Annotated in this window: 18 protein-coding genes and 1 tRNA gene; 7 read left to right on the plus strand and 12 right to left on the minus strand. The window is 72.4% G+C overall.

The genetic code is table 11. The features are described from left to right. The 4 genes from KOV94_RS20850 to KOV94_RS18235 all read right to left on the minus strand — a co-directional run. On the minus strand, positions 1–778 hold a 778-nt coding region (locus KOV94_RS20850; protein ID WP_225916967.1), incomplete at its 3' end, for an SLC13 family permease. A gap of 28 nt (positions 779–806) precedes the next feature. Further along, positions 807–2,015 carry a hypothetical protein gene (locus KOV94_RS18225; RefSeq protein ID WP_124343160.1) on the minus strand — a complete coding sequence of 403 codons (1,209 nt, stop codon included), beginning with the start codon at positions 2,013–2,015 and terminating at the stop codon, positions 807–809. Between the two features lie 49 nt (positions 2,016–2,064). Then, on the minus strand, positions 2,065–3,528 hold the full coding sequence (locus KOV94_RS18230; protein WP_124343161.1) for a leucyl aminopeptidase family protein: 1,464 nt from the start codon (positions 3,526–3,528) through the stop codon (positions 2,065–2,067). A 219-nt stretch (positions 3,529–3,747) separates the two neighbouring features. After that, the gene (locus tag KOV94_RS18235; RefSeq protein WP_218052818.1) at positions 3,748–4,656 is read right to left on the minus strand and encodes a cation efflux transmembrane domain-containing protein; all 909 of its coding nucleotides are present in this window, start codon (positions 4,654–4,656) and stop codon (positions 3,748–3,750) included. A 205-nt stretch (positions 4,657–4,861) separates the two neighbouring features. Here KOV94_RS18235 and KOV94_RS18240 point away from each other — a divergent pair, with 205 nt between their 5' ends. Then, positions 4,862–5,356 (plus strand): hypothetical protein, encoded by a 495-nt coding sequence (locus tag KOV94_RS18240; protein ID WP_124342086.1) that lies wholly within the window; start codon positions 4,862–4,864, stop codon positions 5,354–5,356. A 364-nt stretch (positions 5,357–5,720) separates the two neighbouring features. Here KOV94_RS18240 and KOV94_RS18245 read toward each other — a convergent pair. Further along, a tRNA-Leu gene (locus KOV94_RS18245) sits at positions 5,721–5,797 on the minus strand. Between the two features lie 207 nt (positions 5,798–6,004). Here KOV94_RS18245 and KOV94_RS18250 point away from each other — a divergent pair. After that, a complete protein-coding gene (locus KOV94_RS18250; RefSeq protein WP_124342085.1) occupies positions 6,005–6,697 on the plus strand; it encodes an ANTAR domain-containing response regulator in 693 nt (230 codons plus the stop codon). A 197-nt stretch (positions 6,698–6,894) separates the two neighbouring features. Continuing rightward, positions 6,895–8,163: an ABC transporter substrate-binding protein gene (locus tag KOV94_RS18255; protein ID WP_124342084.1), complete on the plus strand. Its 1,269-nt coding sequence runs from the start codon at positions 6,895–6,897 to the stop codon at positions 8,161–8,163. A gap of 246 nt (positions 8,164–8,409) precedes the next feature. Here KOV94_RS18255 and KOV94_RS18260 read toward each other — a convergent pair whose 3' ends face one another. Next, complete coding sequence (locus tag KOV94_RS18260; RefSeq protein WP_124342083.1) at positions 8,410–9,177, minus strand: endonuclease/exonuclease/phosphatase family protein; 768 nt, start codon at positions 9,175–9,177, stop codon at positions 8,410–8,412. A 57-nt stretch (positions 9,178–9,234) separates the two neighbouring features. On the opposite strand from KOV94_RS18260, the gene KOV94_RS18265 reads away from it, so the two are divergent. Continuing rightward, on the plus strand, positions 9,235–9,876 hold the full coding sequence (locus KOV94_RS18265) for a nucleotidyltransferase family protein (protein WP_124342082.1): 642 nt from the start codon (positions 9,235–9,237) through the stop codon (positions 9,874–9,876). A gap of 74 nt (positions 9,877–9,950) precedes the next feature. After that, positions 9,951–11,342 (plus strand): cellulose-binding domain-containing protein, encoded by a 1,392-nt coding sequence (locus KOV94_RS18270; protein ID WP_218052819.1) that lies wholly within the window; start codon positions 9,951–9,953, stop codon positions 11,340–11,342. Positions 11,343–11,408: 66 nt separating this feature from the next. Here the strand turns inward: KOV94_RS18270 and KOV94_RS18275 are convergent, their stop codons facing one another. Genes KOV94_RS18275 through KOV94_RS18290 form a run of 4 tightly spaced genes read right to left on the minus strand, consistent with a single transcriptional unit; the run spans position 11,409 to position 15,665 of the window. Continuing rightward, positions 11,409–12,290: an ABC transporter ATP-binding protein gene (locus tag KOV94_RS18275; RefSeq protein WP_225916968.1), complete on the minus strand. Its 882-nt coding sequence runs from the start codon at positions 12,288–12,290 to the stop codon at positions 11,409–11,411. Then, positions 12,287–13,243 (minus strand): ABC transporter ATP-binding protein, encoded by a 957-nt coding sequence (locus tag KOV94_RS18280; protein ID WP_225916969.1) that lies wholly within the window; start codon positions 13,241–13,243, stop codon positions 12,287–12,289. Before KOV94_RS18280 ends, KOV94_RS18275 begins: the two co-directional genes overlap by 4 nt. Beyond that, on the minus strand, positions 13,233–14,219 hold the full coding sequence (locus KOV94_RS18285) for a branched-chain amino acid ABC transporter permease (RefSeq protein WP_124342080.1): 987 nt from the start codon (positions 14,217–14,219) through the stop codon (positions 13,233–13,235). The genes KOV94_RS18280 and KOV94_RS18285 overlap by 11 nt, the downstream gene beginning before the upstream one ends. Positions 14,220–14,231: 12 nt before the next feature. Further along, complete coding sequence (locus KOV94_RS18290) at positions 14,232–15,665, minus strand: branched-chain amino acid ABC transporter permease (RefSeq protein WP_218052820.1); 1,434 nt, start codon at positions 15,663–15,665, stop codon at positions 14,232–14,234. Between the two features lie 312 nt (positions 15,666–15,977). Between KOV94_RS18290 and KOV94_RS18295 the strand changes: the two genes are divergently transcribed. Next, positions 15,978–16,706 (plus strand): GNAT family N-acetyltransferase, encoded by a 729-nt coding sequence (locus KOV94_RS18295; RefSeq protein WP_235843363.1) that lies wholly within the window; start codon positions 15,978–15,980, stop codon positions 16,704–16,706. Here KOV94_RS18295 and KOV94_RS18300 read toward each other — a convergent pair. Then, a complete protein-coding gene (locus KOV94_RS18300; protein ID WP_124342077.1) occupies positions 16,622–17,035 on the minus strand; it encodes a PaaI family thioesterase in 414 nt (137 codons plus the stop codon). The two genes, KOV94_RS18295 and KOV94_RS18300, sit on opposite strands and share 85 nt — an antisense overlap. Here KOV94_RS18300 and polA point away from each other — a divergent pair. Continuing rightward, positions 17,034–19,802: a DNA polymerase I gene (gene polA / locus KOV94_RS18305; RefSeq protein WP_225916970.1), complete on the plus strand. Its 2,769-nt coding sequence runs from the start codon at positions 17,034–17,036 to the stop codon at positions 19,800–19,802. The two genes, KOV94_RS18300 and polA, sit on opposite strands and share 2 nt — an antisense overlap. Before the next feature lie 99 nt (positions 19,803–19,901). Here the strand turns inward: polA and KOV94_RS18310 are convergent, their stop codons facing one another. Beyond that, a complete protein-coding gene (locus tag KOV94_RS18310) occupies positions 19,902–21,179 on the minus strand; it encodes an acyltransferase family protein (RefSeq protein WP_160142821.1) in 1,278 nt (425 codons plus the stop codon). Positions 21,180–21,308 lie beyond the last annotated feature (129 nt).

Consider the following 21,308-nt stretch of genomic DNA (forward strand, 5'->3'; position numbering starts at 1 on the left):
GGAGGTCTCTCGCTACGTCAACAACGGTCGTGGTCAGTACACCTGGGCCGCTGGCGTGTGGCAGATGCTGCAGGGCTACCGCGCGCGTCACGCTGTCATTGCTCTTGGTCATGGCCGAAGCGGCGGGGCAGGTGGTCTTCCCGTTCGTGATCGGTCTCGCTCTGGACGACCACCTGGGTGGATCGAACCGCGGTCTGGTGATCGTCGTGGGTGTCGGCCTGATCACGATGGCCCTCGCTAGACGTCGTCGAGTTCTCGGCGACAGCGTCGCTGCTACCCATGTCCTGGCAAGAGTCGTTGCGACTCCGGGACGTCCTGCGGCGGTGCCACGACGCGCAGGACGAGCAGCCCTGGCACACCCTGGTAGCGGCACATAGCGGCACGACTGGCACCTCGCACGACTCATGCCCTCCAGATGACGGGAATGAGCGCGATGGCGACCACGAACCACGCCACGGTAGTGGCCAGCCCGAGCTTCCAGAAGTCCGAGAACTTGTAGTCGCCCGGCCCGGTCACCATGAGGCCCGGTCACCATGAGGTTTGCGGGGGTGGCGATCGGGGTGAGGAAAGACGCGGCCCCGGCGACTGCGACGAGCATGAGCACCGGAGCGAGCGGGACGCCCGCCTCGTCGGCCATGGCCACCGCGATCGGCACCACGATGAGCACGGTCGCCGTGTTGCTGACCACCAGGCCGAGCAGGAGCGTGAGCAGGAAGATCGCGGCCAGGAGACCGACGCACCCGGCCAGAACGAGGAGGCTGACCGTCGCGTCCGACATGCTTGTCCTTTCCGGCAGCGCTGCCGGGTCAGCGCCCGATGTGGCCCGCGATGATGCTCGTCACGATCACCGACGTGATGGTCACGGTGGAGAAACCCGCCACGATCATCTTCGGCAGGATCTGCCCCTCGATCGCGGCGACCTCTTCGGGCGACTCGCCGGCACCCCGTGCGGCCTCCTGGGACAGGATCATCGTGCCCGGGAAGCCGAACAGCGCCGTCAGGCCGATGGCGATCGACATCGAGACGCTGTACCCGACGAGCTTGCCGGTCACCGCCGCGAAGACCGCGATCCCCGCGAGCCCGCACACGAACGCGAGGAGCAGGGGCACCGCCAGGCTCGCCAGGTCGGACAGCTCGACCGTCGCGAGCGGCCCGAACACCAGGATGAGGATCGCGATCATCATGAGGCCGAGCGAGTCGATGCCCGCCAGGACCGACGGCTTGAAGATCCCCGTGGTGCGCAGCGCGATGCCGAAGATGAGGGCCACCACGAAGGTGTTGAGGACGCCGTCCGTGAGGTTGTTGATCCCGATGGCGGCCAGGACGACCACGCCGACGACGAAGAGCGTGCCGGCAGTGGTCCGGAACGCGTCCGGGAGCCGGCTCGTGCTCGCTGTCGCGGCCTCCTCTGCCTCGTCCACGCTGAGCTCGCCAGGACGGACCTGGGCCTTCACGCGTGACGCTTCCCGACGCAGGATGACCGAGGTCAGGGGGAAGCCGATGAGCCCTTGCAGCGCCACGATGAGCACCGGGAAGATCGCGACGGTGGTCAGGCCGACCCCGAGCGCCGCCTCCTGGATGATGATGACCGAGATCGTCCCGCCGCTGATCGCCCCGACCCCGGCGATCACGAAGTCGAGCGGCTGTGCCGCGACCTCGCCGTACTCGCCGGGTTGGACACCACCACCGAAGACGAGCCCGGCGACGAGCAGGAAGACGGCGATGCCGACGACTGCCGCGATTCCCACGAGCAGCGTCCGCCACTGCTTCTTGAAGTCGTCGAGGCTGATCATCGTGCCGAGGTGCACGATGATGAAGCCCACGACCACGCCCGCCAGCGCCAGGAGCGACGAGCTCGCGAGCAGGTCGTCGGGGAAGACGTTCGTCAGGAAGCCGATCAGGAAGATGATCGAGGCGACGAACAGCGACGAGAGCAGTGACTTCGTCTTCTTCGCGACGAAGTCACTGACGGTCCACACGAGCATGACGACGACGAACGCCACCACCGAGTTCATCGCCGCTCCTCGACCATGTCGGTTGCCTCGTGGGCGGGCCGTGGTGTGGTCACGCCGTGAACCCTGCGGCGGCCGCCAGGATGGTCCGCGCGCCCACACCGGTGCATCCGGGGGTCTGCCAGCCGGCGTCGACCGTGGACCAGGCGGTGCCGGCGATGTCGAGGTGCGCCCACGGAACGCCTTCGGTGAACTCGTGCAGGAACAGCGCCGAGATGATGCCGTCGGGCTGGCCGGTCGGTCCGAGGTTGCGCAGGTCGGCCACCTGCGAGGTCAGCTGCGGACGGTAGCGGTGCTCCAGCGGCACCCTGGCCACCGGCTCGCCGCTCGAGGTGGCGGCGGCTGCGACGGAGGCGACGAGGGCCTCGTCGGAGCCTGTGATGCCCGAGAGCAGCGAGCCGAACGCCCGTGCCACCGCCCCGGTCAGGGTGGCGATGTCCACGATCGCGTCGACGCCGTCCTCCACAGCCAGCGCGAGCCCGTCGCTCATGACGACCCTGCCCTCGGCGTCGGTGTTGACGATCTCGATGGTGCGACCGGAGCGACCGCGCACGACGTCTCCGAGTGCGGTGGCCGTCGCCGACGGCATGTTGTCGGTGCACATGAGGTAGCCGACGACCTCCGCAGTCCCATGCGCCGCGGGCAGGGCGAGCATCGCGGCGAGGATCGCTGCCGCGCCCGACATGTCGTTCTTCATCTGCGCGTGCGAGTCGTCGTTGGGCTTCAGCCCGATCCCGCCCGAGTCGTACATGATCCCCTTCCCGACCAGCCCGAGGCGGCCGGTGGGGGCGCCGGGCGGCACGTAGCGCAGGCGCACGAACCGAGCCTCCTGCTCGCTGCCCGCGTTGATCGCGAGGAGCCCGCCCAGCCGCTCGTCGCGGCACCGCTGCTGCTCCCACACCTCGACCTCGAGGTCTGCCTCGGCGCCCAGGTCGACCGCGATCCGGGCCAGCCGGGACGCGGTGAGGTGGTTGTGCGGGGTGTTGGCCAGGTCCCGGGCGAGCGCGGTCGCCCCGGCGGACGCGACCCCGAGCGCCGCGGCCGCGGCCGTCTCGTCGTGCGCGGCGCCGGTGACCAGTGCCAGGTGCGTCAGCCGGTGGCCCTGGGGCTCGGCGCGCAACGCGTCGTAGCGATAGCGCGCGAGCAAGATCCCTTCGACGACCGCGCGCACGACCTCGCCCGTGACGTCGTCGGGCAGCCGCACGGCCAGGTCGGTGTGCGGCGACGCGGCCCGTGACCCGAGCCCGGCCGCGTCGCGCCAGTCGTCGACCGTGGGTGCGGGACCGGTCCCGGCGAGGACGTGCGACGTCGGGGACGCGACGACGTGCACGCTGCGGACCGAGCCCGAGAAACCCGCTGCACGCAACTCCTCCCAGGACACGCCGTCGGGCAGGGGACCGTCGGGCGCGACCAGCCACACCTGAGGGCGGTCGGGGGGGTCCGCGGTGACGTCGAACCTGACCGACCCGAGCTCACGTGAGGGGCCGATGACGTCGAGGTGGTCGGAGAAGGCCATGCCAGTCCTCAGTCTCGTCGGGACAGACCGCTGCCAACTGGTTCCTGGACGCCCGGCGTGACTCGGTCCGGATCCCGCATCCGCCTCGAACGTAGACCCGGGGGCGCCCTTGTGCTGGTCAACTGGCTGGGCGTGCGCGCTCGGACGTTGATGGGGCCCGAATCGCCGACCGCGCGGGCGTCGGCCGCGGAGCGCAGAGCGCACCGCCGGCCGATCGCGCTAGGCCGCCAGCTCGGGGTCGGTAGTGAGTTCGACGTTGGCCCAGAGCTCGTAGCCGAGCGTCTCGAGTCGTCCGAGGAGTGCGCGGCGGACCCGGTCCTCACCGGAGACGTCCCACCCGCCGGCTGCCACGACGAAGTCGATCTCGACGTAGAGCCGCTCGCCGAGCTTGGTCGCGCGGACGACAGGACTGGGCAGGTCGAACTCGGCGCGAACCTCTTCGACAGCGCGGTCGATCCTGGTGGCGATCTCGGTGGGCGGGGCGGCCTCCATGAGCTCGAGCCCGGCCGCCCGCAACAGCCGCAGGGGGATCGGCACGAGCACCACGCAGGCCAGGAGCACGAGCCCCGGGTCGACGTAGCGCACGACGTCGTCGAGCGACCAGACGGCCAGGAGCAGGGCCACTCCCGCGCCCGCCGCATAGACGAGACTCAGCAGGGCTCCGGCGCGCCACTGGGCGACCTCGGCGACCACGAGGTCGGAGGCGGGCGCGGTGCGCCTGAGCCAGCGGACCAGGCCGATCGAGCAGACCATCGACAGCAGCCCGTAGGCGACGACAGTGGCGGCAGCGACGTCGGAGCCTCCGGCCAGGATGATCGCGACAGCGTCCGCGGCCGCGTAGACGAGCGTCCCGAGCAGCGCGGCGCCCTGGATCGCGATCGCGATCGGGGTCACCGCCTGCCGACCGAACGGGAAGCGGGCGCTCGGCGCGATCGCCGCAGCCCGGGACGCAGCGAGGGACAGCGCGGACAACACGATCCCGAGGAGGACGAAAGCGCCGTCGAAGAGCAGCACCCGGGACTGCGCCACGACGCCCCAGACGAGCGCCGCAGCCCCGATCACAGACGCGCCGACGATCGACCCGACCAGTGCTCGACGCTCGACCTTCTTGGCGTCGACGTCGGCCACGGGAGTCAGCGCCCGAACCGGACCACGGCCGGCGCCGAGGTCACCACCGTCGTCGCGACGACCAGTCGCCGGCCGATCCGCACGGTGCCCCCATCGATGCCTCCTGACCCGTCAACCTACCGATCTCGCCAGGTCGAGGCGGGCTCAACGCGCTACGGTCGATCACAGCGACAGGAACGGCACGGACCACCAGACCGGAGTCCCGATGAACGAGCTGCTCAGCGTCCTCAACTCCGAGGAGCGCGACCTGGTGCGGGAGACCGAACCGGCGCGGATGGATCACCTCGACGAGGACGAGCTGCTGACGCTGCACCAACGGGTCCGCCGCGCACGCAAGAAGTACCAGAAGAACTACCGCCGCCAGGCCGCCGCCGGGGTGCAGGACCACGGCGGCCGCGGGGCCGCACGACCCAAGAACACCCGGGCGGCGCAGAAAGCCGAGATCTTCGAGGACGTGCTCGCCCAGGTCAGCGACCGGTTGGCGGTGCTGGCCAGGGCAGCGGCCGAGGAGCTCAAGCAAGAGCGGCTGGCTGCCGCGCAGGCCGGCCGGTCCACCGGCCCCGCCAGCGAGGGGCCAATGGGCACAGGCTCCGGTCCGGGGGTCGCCCGCGATCATCAGCAGACGACCGGGGGCGCCAAGCGCGACGCCTCGTCCCAGGCCGCCGGCGCGCGACGCCAGGCGGCTCGCGACGGCCGTTGACGGCTGACCGAGGCGAAGGCCTGGCAGAGTGATCGTGCGCCAATGACCTCATGACCACCTCGCTGGACTGAGGGTCGGCTCTGCGACGCGTAGGTGGCAGCGGGTCTCAGGCGGCGAGTGCGACACGAGGGGTGTCGAGGTGTACCCGCCGGCTCACGTGCTCAGGGCTGCTGCCGCGCTCCATGTCTTGGAGACCCGGTGCGCTCGACCGAGTGGGACCCGCGTTGCTGCAGCGATGCGCGCGGCCACGCCTATCCGCCAGGGCCACGCACACGCGATGTGCTGACGGGCGGCCGTCCAGATGCCTCACAGGCCGCCCGGGACGCTCCGGGAGCGCCCTGATGGCTCTGGAGGTGTCCAGATGTGGTGCCCCGAGTGGGATTCGAACCCACACTGGATCGGGTTTGAGCCGAACGCCTCTGCCGGTTGGGCTATCGGGGCCAGGCCGCCAGGATAGACGCGAACCGCACCCGTCCGACCGGGCGTCACCAGCACGCGGACACCGCCGCGACACACGGGCCGACCGCGTCGCGACCCACGACGCACCGCCTCCGTGAGCACCGCCGCCGACGCGCCCACCTGCTGCGGCGTACGTCACAGCGCCGGTTGCCCGCAACCCGCCCACCCACGGCGACTACGCTGTGCACCGTGACCACGGACGAGACCCCCGAGCCCACCGAGGCGACCCCCCTCGACCTGCCGAGCGCGGCCCCGGCGGCGGAGCCCGCCCCCGAGCCCGCGAGCAGCACCACGGGGCGCCCGGCGCGCCGCGCGGTCGTCGCCGAGGACGAGGCCCTCATCCGCATGGACGTCGTCGAGACGCTGCGCGACGCGGGCTTCGACGTCGTCGGCGAGGCCGGTGACGGTGAGCAGGCGGTCGCCCTCGCGACGGAGCTCAAGCCCGACGTCGTCGTCATGGACGTGAAGATGCCGGTCCTCGACGGCATCTCGGCGGCCGAGCGCATCGGCAAGGCCCACCTCGCGCCCGTCGTGCTCCTCACCGCGTTCTCGCAGACCGAGCTCGTCGAGCGTGCGCGCGACGCCGGCGCGATGGCGTACGTCGTCAAGCCGTTCAGCCCGGCCGACCTGCTGCCCGCGGTCGAGATCGCCATCTCGCGGTACGCGCAGATCAGCGCGCTCGAGTCCGAGGTCGCCGACCTCGCCGAGCGGTTCGAGACCCGCAAGCGCGTGGACCGCGCGAAGGGCCTGCTCATGACCAAGATGGGCCTCACCGAGCCCGAGTCGTTCCGCTGGATCCAGAAGACGTCGATGGACCGCCGCCTCACCATGCGCGAGGTCGCCGACGCCGTCATCGAGCAGGTCGGCGGCGGCGCGTCCTGACGCCCGCCCCACGGTCACGAGGCCGGTCGAGCATCACGCTCGGCCGGCCTCGCTTTTGTCACAACTCTGCAACAAACATGCCCTGAGACAGAGACATTCACATCCCGGATACAAAGACTGGTTACCTTCGCGCCACACTGCACCGATCCTCACCAGGGATCGGCGGGACGCAGTACTCGACAAGAGGGGTACCACGCATGATTCGTTCGACACACGCAGTCAGGGCCGCAGCCCTGGCGGGCGCTGCCGCGCTGATCCTCGCCGCGTGCAGCGGCGGGGACGGCGACAGCGGCGACGACGCGACCGACGGCGGCTCCGACTCGGCCGCCGCGCTCAAGATCGGCACGCTGCTGCCGCAGACCGGCTCGCTCGCGCAGCTCGGCCCGCCCGAGATCGCCGGCGTCGACCTCGCGGTCAAGGACATCAACGAAGCAGGCGGGGTCCTCGGCTCGGACGTCGAGGCCGTGCACACCGACTCCTCGGACGCCGAGCACGCCGAGGTCGCCACCCAGTCGGTGCAGGACCTCATCAGCCAGGACGTCTCGGTCATCGTCGGTGCCGCGTCGTCCTCGGTGACGCGCAACGTCATCGACGACATCACCGGCGCCAAGATCGTGCAGATCTCGCCCGCCAACACGGCGACGGACCTGTCCGGCACGAACGACTTCTACTTCCGCACCGCCCCGCCGGACACCGTCCAGGGCTCTGCGCTCGCCAACCTGATCCTCGGGGACGGCGCCGTGAACCCCGGCATCCTCGTCTTCAACGACGACTACGGCACGTCGCTGCGCGACGTCGTCGAGAAGGTCGTCACGGACTCGGGCGCGACCCTCGCGTACGGCTCCGCCGGCCAGGAGTTCGACCCGAACGAGACGAACTACACCTCGATCGTCAGCAACGCGCTGGCGGCCGGGCCGGACGCGATCGCGATCATCGCGTTCACCACGCAGACGCCGCTCATCATCAGCGAGCTGGCCGCGCAGGGCTACGACATGTCGAAGGTCTACTTCGTCGACGGCAACCTCACGCAGTTCGGCGAGGAGTTCCAGGCCGGTCTGCTCGAGGGTGCCCAGGGCACCCTGCCCGGTGCGTTCCCGAGCGAGGAGTTCCAGGCCCGGCTCGCCGAGGTCAACGACTCGCTGAGCGACTACTCGTACGCCGCCGAGTCGTACGACGCCACGATCCTCGCCGCGCTCGCCGCGGTGAAGGGCGGCGACACCGACGGTGAGACCATCCAGGCCAACCTGGCCGCGGTCTCGGGTGCCGACGGTGGCGAGAAGTGCGACACGTTCGCCGACTGCGTCAAGCTGCTCGACGACGGCAAGGACATCGACTACGAGGCCGTCTCGGGCGTCGGTCCGTTCAACGCGGACAACGACCCGTCGTCCGCGTACATCGGTGTCTACACCTTCGGTGCGGACAACAAGTACACGTTCACGAAGTCGGAGTTCGGCGAGGTCGGCTGAACGCAGACCTGACGGGCGCTCGCCCGTCGGACGTGACCGAGGGGTCGGTGCGGCACGAGCCGCGCCGGCCCCTCGGCCGTTCCTCGCGCCCGCGCGTCCTGCTGGGCCGTCCTGTGCGCCCGGAGGCCGCCTCGCTCCGACCAGCACGCCCGGTGGCCTCGATGCGACCTCCAGCGCGTCCCGTGGGCCGTCAGGACCCGTCAGGACCCGTCAGGGCTCGTCAGGGCGGGCCAGGGTCCTCCCGGCTCAGGCGGGCAGCGCGACGTCCAGGACGAGGGCGCGGTGGTCGGAGAGGCCGGTGTCGACCGAGACGGCCGGCCGGGACACGTGGAGCGGCCCGTCGGCGAGCACGTGGTCGAGCTGGCGCTCCGGGACGCCCACGGGGTACGTCGGGACGGTCGCCAGCGGCCGCATGCCGGTCGCACGCTGCGGCCGGTCCGGCTCGAGGTTGAGGTCGCCCATGAGCACGAGAGGGCGGGGGAGCGGCTGCACCTGCCCCACGAGGTGCCGCAGCTGCCGGACGTTCCAGCCGGGGATGAACGTGAGGTGGGTCGCGACCACGGTCAGCGTGAACGCGGGCCCGTCGACGACCGCGGCGAGCGCCGCGCGCGGCTCGTCCCGCACGAGCGTCGGCCACCGTTCCCCGGGCCACCGCACGGGAGCGCGGCGACGCAGCGTGGGAAGCGTCAGGACGCGCCACTCGCGGACCGGGTGCCGGCTCAGCAGCGCGATGCCGTACCGGGCGGCCGACGGCTCGCGGTCGCCCGTCGCCGCCGTCCAGAGGCCCGGCTCGCCGTGCAGCGTCGCGACGAACCGGTGGTGGGGCGCTCCCATCGCGTCGGCCGCGACGACCGTGAGGTCGGCGCCGTGCGAGCGGGGCTGGTCGCGGTCGACCTCCTGGAGGGCGAGCACGTCGGCGTCGAGGCCGCGCACCGCGGCGGCGAACCGGTCGAGGTCGACCTCGCCGTCGACGGTGGACCGGCCGTGCAGGATGTTGAAGGTCGCGAGTCGCACCCTCGCGATTCTTGTCGTCGACCTGCGGGTCTGCGCGGCGGGATGAAGGATGGCCCGATGACGGTGCAGGGAGCCCTCGAGAACCCGCCGGACGACCGCACGGCGCTGCAGGACGGCCTGCGGCTCGTCGCGGTGGCGCTGACGGACGCGCAGATCCCGTTCGCGCTCGTCGGCGGGTACGCGTCGTGGGCGCGCGGCGCGCCCGAGCCGAGCCACGACGCGGACTTCGCCGTGACGGAGGAGGACGTCGACCGGGCCAAGGCCGCGATCGCGGCCGCGGGGCTGGTCGTCGAGCAGCCCGCGGAGAACTGGCTCTTCAAGGCGTTCCACCACGGGCAGCTGGTGGACGTGCTGTTCCGGATGGTCGGTCAGCCGGTGACGCGCGAGCTGCTGGAGCGCAGCGACGAGCTCGAGGTGCTGGCGGTGCGGATGCCGGTGCTGGGCGCCACCGACATCGTGTCGGCGAAGATGCGGGTGCTCGGCGAGCACGCGTGCGACTTCGGACGGCTGCTGGCGATCGTCCGCGCGCTGCGGGAGCAGATCGACTGGGACCGGGTCCGTCAGGACGTGCGCGACCACCCGTACGGCAAGGCGTTTCTGTTCCTCGCCGACGAGCTGGGCATCACCGGGCTGCCGCACGGAGACGTCGACGTCGAGCCCGGACGCACGGACGCGGCGGGGTCGTCCGACCCGGCATGACACGCGGGACGCGCCGACGAAAGCGGACCTGAAAGGGTTCAGGCCGGAGACGGAAGCGCTTCGACGTCACTAGCGTGCCGCTCCTGCACCCGCTGCGACCGCACGCGCGACGCCGGTCGCCCGACGTCTGGAGCGTCATGCCGCACCTTCGACCCACCCGCCCACGGGCCACCGCCCGCGCCGTCACGGCCGGGGCCGTCGCCCTGCTCGCCGCCGCAGGCGCCGTCGTGCCCGGCACCTCCGCCTCGGCCGTAGCGGGCTGCACCGCCCGCTACGCGGTCGCGTCGTCGTGGGGCACCGGCTTCACCGGCGACCTCGCCGTCACCGTCGACCGACCCGTCGACGGCTGGCAGCTCACCTGGACGTTCACCGCCGGGGAGAACCTCGTGCAGGGCTGGAACGCCGACCTCACGACGAGCGGCACGGCGGTCACCGCCCGCGCGCCCGCCTGGAAGCAGCGCCTCGCGGCGGGGGAGACGTGGACCGTCGGCTTCAACGCGACGCACAACGGCCGGACGCCGCCACCCGCGGACGTCCGGCTGAACGGGGTCGCGTGCACGGTGGCCGGCCAGCCCACCCCGACCACGTCACCCACCCCGACACCGACGCCGACAGCGACGCGCACCCCCACGCCCACGCCGACCGTCACGCCCGGCCCCACGCCCTCGCCGACCCGCACGCCGACGCCCACGCCCACCCCGACGACGGCGCCGACCGTCTGGAACCCGCCGGCCGCGCTCGTCACACCCCTCGACGAGGTGTGGCGGCACCAGGAGCAGACGTACAACAGCGGCAACCTCTACGGCTTCCGCAACTACGGCTGGGACCAGGTGGTCGCGAACGGCGGGTACCTCAACGTGTGCGTGCGGTGGGACTCCACGAGGACGGTCACGGCGGCGCAGCGCGACCGCATCCACGCGCAGTACGAGGCCCAGTACCGGAAGTGGTTCGCGACGCTCCTGAACGCCGACGGGACGCGCTGGAACGGCTGGCCGTACCCGGAGGTCGACATCCGGGTCGTCGGCTGGGCGGTGCGCGACCGGTCGCTGCTGCAGTGGACCGACGCGTCCGTCGACGTGTACGTCGGGGACATCCGCGAGAACGCCCCGCAGTGTCCGGAGTCGCTCGGGCGGTTCTTCCACCAGGACGGCCGGTACCCGGGCGGGGCGGAGCGGCACTACGACCAGTCGTTCTGGCTGACCGACGGGTTCGGCGGCGGCGCGGGCGGGGACTGGGGCCAGCGGATGGGCACCGAGTACTTCCTCGGTGCGCTCGACAGCCCGGACGTGACGATCCTGCAGCACGAGATCGGGCACACGTTCGGCCTGGACGACTTCTACGACTGGACCCCGACGGGCGTGCAGCGGTTCGTCATGCGCGCAGGGTCGGCCGCCGCCATCACGGAGTTCGACGCCTGGATGTTCCGCGACTGGTGGCGGCACCTGAAGCCGCGCTACGGGCTCTGACGCGCCGCGGCCCGCGGGGGAGGAGTCCCTGCCCCGCGGGCCGCGGACGTCGCGACGGGATGCCCGTCAGGCGGGCGTCGCGGGACCCGCGTCGTCCGTTCGGCGTGCCGCGCTCTCGACGTCCGTCGCGAGCGTGCCGAGGTACAGCTGGATGACCTTCGGGTCGTGCATGAGGTCCCGGCCGGGCCCGGAGTACGCGTTGCGGCCCTGGTCGAGCACGTACCCGCGGTCGCAGATCTGCAGCGCACGTCGGGCGTTCTGCTCGACGATGACCACGGACACGCCCGCCTTGTTGATGCGCCGCGTCCGCAGGAACGTCTCGTCCTGCTTGACGGGCGACAGGCCGGCGGACGGCTCGTCGAGCAGCAGGACCGTCGGCTCCATCATGAGCGCGCGCGCCATCGCGACCATCTGCCGCTCGCCGCCCGACAGGGACCCCGCCCGCTGCTTGCGGCGCTCGCCCAGGGTCGGGAACAGGTCGGCGACGAAGGCGAACCGCTCGTTGAACTTCCGGGGCGCCTGGTAGGCCCCCATCTGCAGGTTCTCCTCGATCGTGAGCGAGGGGAACACGTTGTTCGTCTGCGGCACGAACCCGACGCCGCGCCGCACCAGGTGGTCGGCGCGCAGGTTCGTGATGGCCTCGCCGCCGAGCGTGACCGACCCCGAGCGGACGGGCACGAGCCCGAACAGCGACTTGAGCAGCGTCGACTTGCCCGCGCCGTTCGGCCCGATGATGCCGACGAGCTCCCCGGGGTGCAGCACGAGGTTGCACCCGTTGAGGATGTCGACGCCCGGCAGGTACCCGGCGACGAGGTCCGTCGCCGCGAGCAAGGGCTCGCCGGGAGGCGCACCGCGGTGCAGCGCGGCCCGGTCGCCGACGGCGACCGCCGTGTCGGCCGGGGCGGCGTCGTGGTCGTCCCGGGTGACGGCGTCCATCGCGTCGCTCATCGCGACCCCTCCTCGTCCTCGGCCCGGAGCTGCTCGAGCACGGCGTCGTCGAGGAGCGCGTCGTCCCCGAGGTCGGTGTCGTGGTGCGCGCCGAGGTAGGCGTCGATCACGGCGGGGTTCTGCATGACCGACTCGGGCGGCCCCTCGGCGACGATGCGGCCTTCGGTCATGACGATCACCCAGTCGGAGATGTGCCGGACCATGTGCATGTCGTGCTCGACGAACAGCACGGTCGTGCCGTCGTCGCGCAGCGCCTGGATGTGCCCGAGCAGCGACTGGGTGAGCGCGGGGTTCACGCCCGCCATGGGCTCGTCGAGCATGATCATCCGGGGCTTCGCCATGAGGGCGCGCGCCATCTCGAGCAGCTTGCGCTGGCCGCCCGACAGGCTGCCGGCGAAGTCGTCGCGCTTGGTGTCGAGCTTGAACCGCGTGAGGAGCTCCTCGGCCTGCGCCGTGATCTCCTGCTCGCGGCCGCGCCACAGCGGCGCGACGAGCGCGGCGAACAGGTTCTCGCCGGGCTGCTGCGTGGCGCCCAGCCGCATGTTCTCGATGACGGTCATGCGGTTGAGGGCCTTGGTGAGCTGGAACGTGCGGACCATGCCGGCCCGCGCGACGCGTGCGGCGGGGACGCCGCCGAGCGACTTCCCGTCGAACGTCCAGCGCCCGCTGTTGGGCTTGTCGAAGCCGGTGAGCAGGTTGAACAGGGTCGTCTTGCCGGCGCCGTTCGGGCCGATGAGGGCCGTGATGGCACCGCGCTGGATCTCGACGTGGTCGACGTCGACGGCGTTGACGCCGCCGAAGTGCCGGCGGACGTCGTCGGCGACGAGGATCGGGTCGGGCTTGCGGGCGCCGGGCTCGTGCGGGACGTCGCGCAGCGCGGCGACGGCGGCGTCGCGCGCGGCGGTCGACGGCGTGGCGACGGGCGGCACGGCGGCAGAGGGCTCAGTGGGCATTGATCGCGAGCTCCTTCTTGTCGCCGAGGATGCCTTGTGGTCGGAAGATGATCAGCAGCATCAGCGTGACGCCGACGATGATCCAGCCGAACTGCTCGATCTGCTCGTTGCGCAGGACCGTCGTCGGGACGACCTCGCGCATCGTGATCTTGATGAACGCGAGCACGGCCCAGAAGATGATCGAGCCGAGCACGGGCCCGAACACCGTCGCGGCGCCGCCGAGCAGCAGGATCGTCCAGACGAAGAACGTCATGGAACGGCCCATCGAGTCGGGTTGGACGGCGCGTGGCAGCACGTACAGGATGCCCGCGACCGCACCGATCACGCCGCCGAGCACGAGCGACTGCATCTTGTAGCTGTAGACGTTCTTGCCGAGCGAGCGCACGGCGTCCTCGTCCTCACGGATGCCCTTGAGCACGCGGCCCCACGGGGAGCGGATGAGCAGCCACACCAGCAGGCAGGCGAGCAGGACGACGGCCCAGCCGACGATGCGCAGCCACCAGCTGTTCGACGCGTTGACCGCGTACTCGAACGGCCCGATCGCCCAGTTCCCGTCGGGGAACGGTGAGGCGTCCTGGAACGTGTGCTTGTACTGGTTGCCGCGCAGGCCGCTCGACGCGCCCGTGAGGTCCGTGAGGGCGGTGGAGCGCCCGACGAGGCGCACGATCTCGGCGGCCGCGATCGTGACGATCGCGAGGTAGTCGCCGCGGAGCTTCAGGGTGGGGATGCCGAGGATGAGCGCGAACACGGTCGCGGCGGCGATGGCGACGAGCACCGCGGCCCACAGCGGCCAGCCCGCGATCGTGGCGATCGCGAAGCCGTACGCGCCGAGGAGCATGAAGCCCGCCTGGCCCATGTTGAGCAGGCCGGTGAGGCCGAAGTGGATGTTGAGGCCGATCGCGGCGAGCGCGTACGCGGCGGTCGTCGGCGCGAAGAACTCGCCGAGGACGATCGGGAGGATGCGTGACCAGTCCATGGTGTGTCTCCGTTATCCGACGCGCGTCGCGCGGCCGAGGATGCCCTGCGGCCGGACCAGCAGGACGAGGATGAGGATCACGAGCGCCGACGCGTAGCGCATGTCGGTCGGGATCCAGAGGCTCGACAGCTCGACGACGAGGCCGATGACGATCGATCCGGCGAGCGCCCCGAACGCGGCACCGAGGCCGCCCAGGGTGACGGCCGCGAACATGAGCAGCAGCATCGCGCCGCCCGAGTACCACGACGTCGCGCCGAAGTAGAGGCCGACGAGCACGCCGCCGAGCGCCGCGAGCCCCGCGCCGATGACCCACACCAGGCGGATCGTGCGGTTGACGGAGATGCCGGACGCCGCGGACAGGGCCGGGTTGTCGGAGACGGCGCGCGTGGCACGCCCGGCCCGGGTCCGCAGCAGGAAGTACGCGACCCCGGCCAGCGCGATCACGGCGATGAGCATCGACCAGAGCGTGGTGACGGTGAGGCGCACCGGTCCGAGCGTCACGGACGTCGGGGTCTCGGTGACGATGCGCAGCGGACCGGCCCCGAAGAAGAACTGGTACACGTACGAGATCGCCATCGACAGACCGATCGTCACGATCATCTGCTGGATCATGCCGACGCCGCGCCGACGCAGCGGCCGCCACAGGATCGCGTCCTGCAGCCACCCCGACGCCGCACCGAGGAGCACCGCGATGATCGCCGAGGGGATCAGCGGGAGCCCGACGAGCTGCGTGCCGACGTACGCGAGGATGCCGCCGAGCGACACCTGCTCGCCGTGCGCGAAGTTGCTCAGGCCGGTCGTCCCGTAGATGAGCGAGAGGCCGACGCTCGCGAGCGCGAGCAGCGTGCCGAACACCAGCCCGTTGACGGTGAGCTGCGCGACGCGCGACGCGGTGATGCCGCCGCCTCCCGTCGAGGACGACTGCGTGCCGCCGTCGTCGGTGCCCGGGGTCGGCGTCGGGCCGTCGCTCGGCTCGTCACCGCCGCCGGACCCGCCCGCGGCGGGCTCCCCGAGCGGGAACAGCGCCGCCGCAGAGGCGCCGAGGCCCACCTGCACGGTGCGCGGGTTGTTGCCGGGGTCGCGCAGCACCTCGCCCGCGGGGATCGTGGCGACGTCGAGCGTGACGACGTACTCGCCGGGCTCCGTGACCGGGATGGACCAGCGTCCCGTGGCGTCCGACGTCGCGGTGAGCTCGCCGGCGGGGCCGACGGCCTGCACGACGGCACCCGTGACGGGGTCGCCCGCCGACGTGCGCAGCGTGCCGACGATGCAGCCGGTCGCCGCGTCGGCCACGCAGGCCTGCGTCGCGGCCGCGACGGGCGCGCCGCCCCGGGCGGGCGGGGCGACCAGGAGCATCGCCGCGGCGACGAGGAGCAGGAGCAGGGGGGCGGCGGTTCGCCGGGCTTGCAGCAAGAGGGCGCTGCGGTCCAGTGCGCGTGATCGCACCTGGGACCTCCGTCCAGTTCGGGTCGTGCGCGAGCAGTGGCTCGGCGGCGCTGTCGAGCGTGCGTCGTCCAGCCGGGTGGCAGGACGATAGGGAGGGATTGTGTCTTGTTCATTACGTGAACGCGAGAGCCGGTGCCGATCGAGTGATCCGTGTCGCGGTCGTGCTGGGCGTCCGTCCAGGTCCGGCTTCACCCGGGACCTCCGGGGACTAGGCAGGTGGCGACCCCCTGCGCCATGATCGGTTCCGGTGCCGCCTGGGCAGGACGGTACCGCCCGACCGGATCCCCTCGTCCCGTCTGGAGGCTCGCCGCCGTGCGCCCAGGAACCGACGTCCGTGCCGCCTGCCCGGACGACCTCGAGGATCTCGTCGCCGTCTGCCTGGCGGCGCGACGCGAGGCCGCCGTGGGCGCGCAGCTGTGCACCGACGACGCCGACCGCCTCCGCGACCAGCTGGGAGCGCTCCGAGGCGCACCCGGCGGGCTCGTCCTCCTCGGCTCCGTGGACGGCGTCCCGAGCGGGCTGCTCCTCGCCCGCGTCGTCGGCCCCGGACCGTTCACCGACGTCGTCAGCATGAACCTCGAGGCCGTCTACGTCCTGCCCGACGCGCGCCGCCGCGGCCTCGGCCACGCCCTGCTCGCCGAGGCCGTCGCGCACGCCGAGCAGGTCGGCGCGACCGAGCTCTACGCGCTCCCGCTGCCCGGCGCGCGCGGCATGCAGCGCTTCCTGGCCCGGCTCGGCTTCGCCCCCGCGGCCGCGCACCGCGTCGTCACGACCTCGGCGCTGCAGCGCCGCCTCGCGCACGACCTCGCGCCCGCGACCCACACCGGCGTGCCGCGCCGCGCAGGATCGCGCGGCATCGAGGACCTCATCGCGCGCCGCCGCCAGGGCCGCATCCGCGCGACCGGGTTCGTCGAGCCCGTGCCGTCCGTCCCGACGCCTCGCGTCGACGCCGCCGCTCAGCGCCGCGCGTCGATCAGCATGCAGGTCACGCGCGCGGTGCAGACGCGCCGCCCGTCGCCGTCCTCGACGACCACCTCGTAGCTCGCGAGGCTCGACCCGAGGTGCAGCGCGGTGGCCGTCCCGGTGACCACGCCCGACCGCGCCGACCGGTGGTGCGTCGCGTTGATCTCGATGCCCACCGCCGCGCGCCCCGCACCCGCGTGGACCTGCGCCGCGTAGGACGCGAGCGTCTCCGCCAGCACCGCCGACGCGCCACCGTGCAGCAACCCGTACGGCTGCGTGTTCCCCGCGACCGGCATCGCGCCGACCGTGCGGTCCGCGGACAGCTCGAGCACCTCGATCCCCATCCGCTCCAGCAGGGTCCCGGTGACGGGCGGCATCGCGGCGAGCGCGTCGGTGGTGTCGGACATGGCAGATAGGTTGGCACCCGTGAGCGACGCACAGCCAGCCGCCCTGTCCACGACCGCCCCGGCCGCACCCGCCGGGCCCGCGCGGCTCCTGCTCATCGACGGGCACTCGATGGCCTACCGCGCGTTCTTCGCGCTCCCCGTCGACAAGTTCGCGACCTCCACCGGCGACCCGACCAACGCCGTCTTCGGGTTCACCTCGATGCTCGCCAACCTCCTGCGCGACGAGGAGCCCACCCACGTCGCCGTCGCGTTCGACCTCGGCCGCACGACCTTCCGCACGCAGCAGTACGAGGCCTACAAGGGCAACCGCGACGCCACCCCCGAGCCCTTCCGCGGCCAGGTCGACGTGATCCGCCGCGTGCTCGACACCATGCACATCCCCGTCATCACCAAGCCCGACTACGAGGCCGACGACGTCCTCGCCACGCTCTCGCGGCAGGCCCGCGCGCAGGGCATGCAGGTCCTCGTCATCACCGGCGACCGCGACGCCTTCCAGCTCGTCAACGACGACGTCACCGTGCTCTACCCCGTCAAGGGCGTCTCCGAGCTCGCACGCATGACCCCCGCCGCCGTCGAGGCCAAGTACGGCGTCCCGCCCGAGCGCTACCCCGACCTCGCCGCCCTCGTCGGCGAGTCCAGCGACAACCTTCCCGGCATCCCCGGCGTCGGTCCCAAGACCGCCGCCAAGTGGATCGGCCAGTTCGACGGCCTCGAGGGCATCCTCGACAACGCCGACAAGGTCACCGGCAAGGCCGGTGAGGCACTGCGCGACAACCTCGACCAGGTCCGCCTCAACCGCCAGCTCAACCGCCTCGTCGACGACCTCGAGCTCCCGCTCGGCCCCGAGGACCTCGCCGCCCGCCCCTGGGACCGCCACGCCCTCCACACCATCCTCGACGAGCTCGAGTTCCGCACCCTGCGCGACCGCCTCTTCGCGATGCTCCCCGACGAGAGCGAGAAGCCCGCCGCCGTCGCCGCCGCAGCCCTCGACCTCGCCGTCCTCGGCGCCGGCGACCTCGCCGAGTGGCTCGCCGGACGCGCCGACCGGATGCTCGGCCTCGACGTCCGCGGCTCCGGCGCACCCGCCGGAGGCGACGCGTGGGGCGTCGCGCTCGCGGACGACTCCGGCCAGGCCGCCGCGTTCGACCTCGCCGAGATCGACCCGGCCGACGAGACCGCGCTCGCCGCGTGGCTCGCCGACGCCGACCGGCCGAAGGTCGTGCACGCCGCGAAGGAGGCGTGGCACGCGCTGCGCGGTCGTGGCATGGAGCTCGCGGGCGTCACGTTCGACACCGAGCTCGCGGCGTACCTGTGCCAGCCGGACCGGCGCGCGTACGACCTCGCGGACCTCGCGATCGGGTACCTGCGGCGTGAGCTCGGCGCGCAGGAGGCGGAGGTCGGCGGCCAGGGCGCGCTGGACCTCGAGCTCGACGGCACCGACGAGGGGCGCCGCGCCGCGGTGCGCGCCTCCGCGGTGCGCGACCTCGCCGACGTGCTCGCGGGCGACCTCGCGGACCGCGGCGCGGAGCGTCTGCTGCACGAGCTCGAGCTGCCGCTCGTCGACGTCCTGGCGCGCATGGAGCGCACGGGCATCGCGACCGACCAGCCGTACCTGTCGTCGCTCGAGAAGTCGTTCGACGGCCAGGTGCAGGGCGCCGCGGCCGACGCGTACGCGGTCATCGGCCGCGAGGTGAACCTCGGCTCGCCGAAGCAGCTCCAGGAGGTGCTGTTCGACCAGCTCGGCATGCCGAAGACCAAGCGGATCAAGACGGGGTACACGACCGACGCCGCGTCGCTCACCGACCTGTTCGCGCGCACGCAGCACCCGTTCCTCGAGCACCTGCTGGCGCACCGCGACGCGATCCGCCTGCGCCAGACGGTCGAGGGGCTCCTCCGGTCGGTCGCGCCCGACGGTCGCATCCACACGACGTTCCAGCAGACGATCGCCGCGACGGGACGCCTGTCGTCGGCGGACCCCAACCTGCAGAACATCCCGATCCGCACCGAGGCGGGCCGCCAGATCCGCCGCGCGTTCGTGGTCGGCGAGGGCTACGAGACGCTGCTGACGGCGGACTACTCGCAGATCGAGATGCGGATCATGGCGCACCTCTCGGGCGACGAGGGGCTCATCGAGGCGTTCCGGTCGGGGGAGGACCTGCACTCGTACGTCGGGTCGCGCGTGTTCGGCGTGCCCACGGACGAGGTCACGTCGGCGATGCGGTCGAAGATCAAGGCGATGAGCTACGGCCTCGCGTACGGGCTGTCGTCGTACGGGCTGTCGCAGCAGCTGTCGATCGAGGTGTCCGAGGCCGCGGGGCTCATGCAGGACTACTTCGCGCGCTTCGGCGGGGTGCGCGACTACCTCACGGGCGTCGTCGACGTCGCGCGCACGACGGGCTACACCGAGACGATCCTGGGCCGCCGCCGCTACCTGCCGGACCTCACGAGCGACAACCGGCAGCGTCGCGAGGCCGCGGAGCGCATGGCGCTCAACGCGCCGATCCAGGGCAGCGCGGCGGACCTCATCAAGGTGTCGATGCTCGGTGTCGACCGGGAGCTGACCCGGCGCGGGCTGGCCTCGCGGATGCTCCTGCAGGTGCACGACGAGCTCGTGCTCGAGGTCGCCGCGGGGGAGCGCGACGAGGTCGAGGCGCTCGTGCGCGAGCAGATGGCCGCTGCGGGCGACGCCGCGCAGGGCGGCCCGCTGGACGTGCCGCTCGACGTGAGCGTCGGTGTCGGTGCCAGCTGGCACGACGCCGGCCACTGACGGGCGAGGGGCGGGCGTCGGGCCGGCGCGTCCCGCGACAGCGGGCGGCAGGCGCCGTCCGCTCGCGGGGGTGGCTCGGCAGGTCAGCGGGTCAGCGGGTCAGCGCGTGGCGGTGCGCTCGGCGAGCGCCGCGTTGTCCGCGGACGCGCCGGACGGGTGCGCCGCGTCCGTCCCCGTCGGCGCGGCGGACTCCGGTCGAGCGTCCGGCGCCGGCGCTGCCGCGGCCGTCGCGGGCCGGTCGAGCACGGTGGCGGCGCGGCGGCCGACCCGTCGTGAGAACGCGTGCGCGCGCCGCTCGACCAGCTGGTAGAAGACGACCGCCGCGACCAGCGAGGTGACGGTGCCGATCGCCGCGGCCTTCTTGCCGGGGCCGACGACGTAGAGCCACAGCACCAGCAGGGGCAGGTGCACGAGGTACAGGCTGAACGAGATCGTGCCGAGGTAGACGAACGGCCGCGACGAGACCAGGGCGCGCAGCGGCGGCCACGTCTGCACGAGGACGATGAGCAGGACGATGCCCGCGACGACCACGGGGACGAGCAGGTTGCGCGCGGCCATGCCGGTCCAGGTCGGCACGGGGGTCGCGGCGAGGGGGCGCCCGACGAGGTAGGCGGACGTCATCGCGAGAACCGCCGCGACCGCGAGGCCGACTCCGGCGGCCCAGGCCCACCATCGGCGCCGGGCGAGGAAGGCGGTCCACCGCTCGACGCGGTCCCAGCCGTGCGCGAGCACGGTGCCGACGAAGAACATCGGCAGGTACGAGAGGGCGCCGTCGGAGTAGCGCCAGCCGAGGTAGCAGGCCACCGCGGCGACGACGCCGGTGATGACGGGCCGCGTGCGGACGAGCAGGACGTAGAGCGGCAGGAGGAGCGAGAACACGATCTCCCACTGCAGCGACCACAGGACGCCGAGCGACGACGTCGTGCCGCCGACGAGCGTCATGTCGTGCAGCACGCTCGACATCGGGTAGTCGACGGCCGTCGCCTGGGGCTGCGTGGGCCCGGGGACGTGCGGGTAGAGGTACGTCGTCCACGCGAGCAGCACGGCGATCGCGACGGGCAGGTACAGGCGGACGAGCCGGCTGGGGTAGTAGCCCGCCCACGAGAACCCGGGACGCATCGTCATCCGCGTGAGCACGAACCCGGAGAGGACGAAGAAGAGCCACACGGCCTCGGCGCCGAGCCACACGACGTGGAGCGGCGTGTCGACGAGGAGCCGCGCCGCCCAGTGGTGGACCTCGCCGAGCTGAGCCCCCAGGAGGAGGGTCGCCGAGTTGAGCGTCAGCGCGTGGAAGAGCAGGACCGAGAGGGCGGCGAGCCCGCGCAGCGCGTCCAGCTCGGGACGGCGGCCGCGGGGCGGGTCCGGAGGCGTGGGCACCGCAGCACTGTAGGGCGTCCGCGACGCCCGCCCGCGACGCCCGCAGGGGGTGCAGCGGGGCGGATGGTCGGCTCCGGCGACGACCTGGTCGCCTCGCGGCGGCGACCGCGCGCGGGGTCCGCGCCAGAG

It is taken from the genome of Cellulomonas algicola (genome assembly GCF_019024305.1).
GTDB lineage: Bacteria > Actinomycetota > Actinomycetes > Actinomycetales > Cellulomonadaceae > Cellulomonas > Cellulomonas algicola.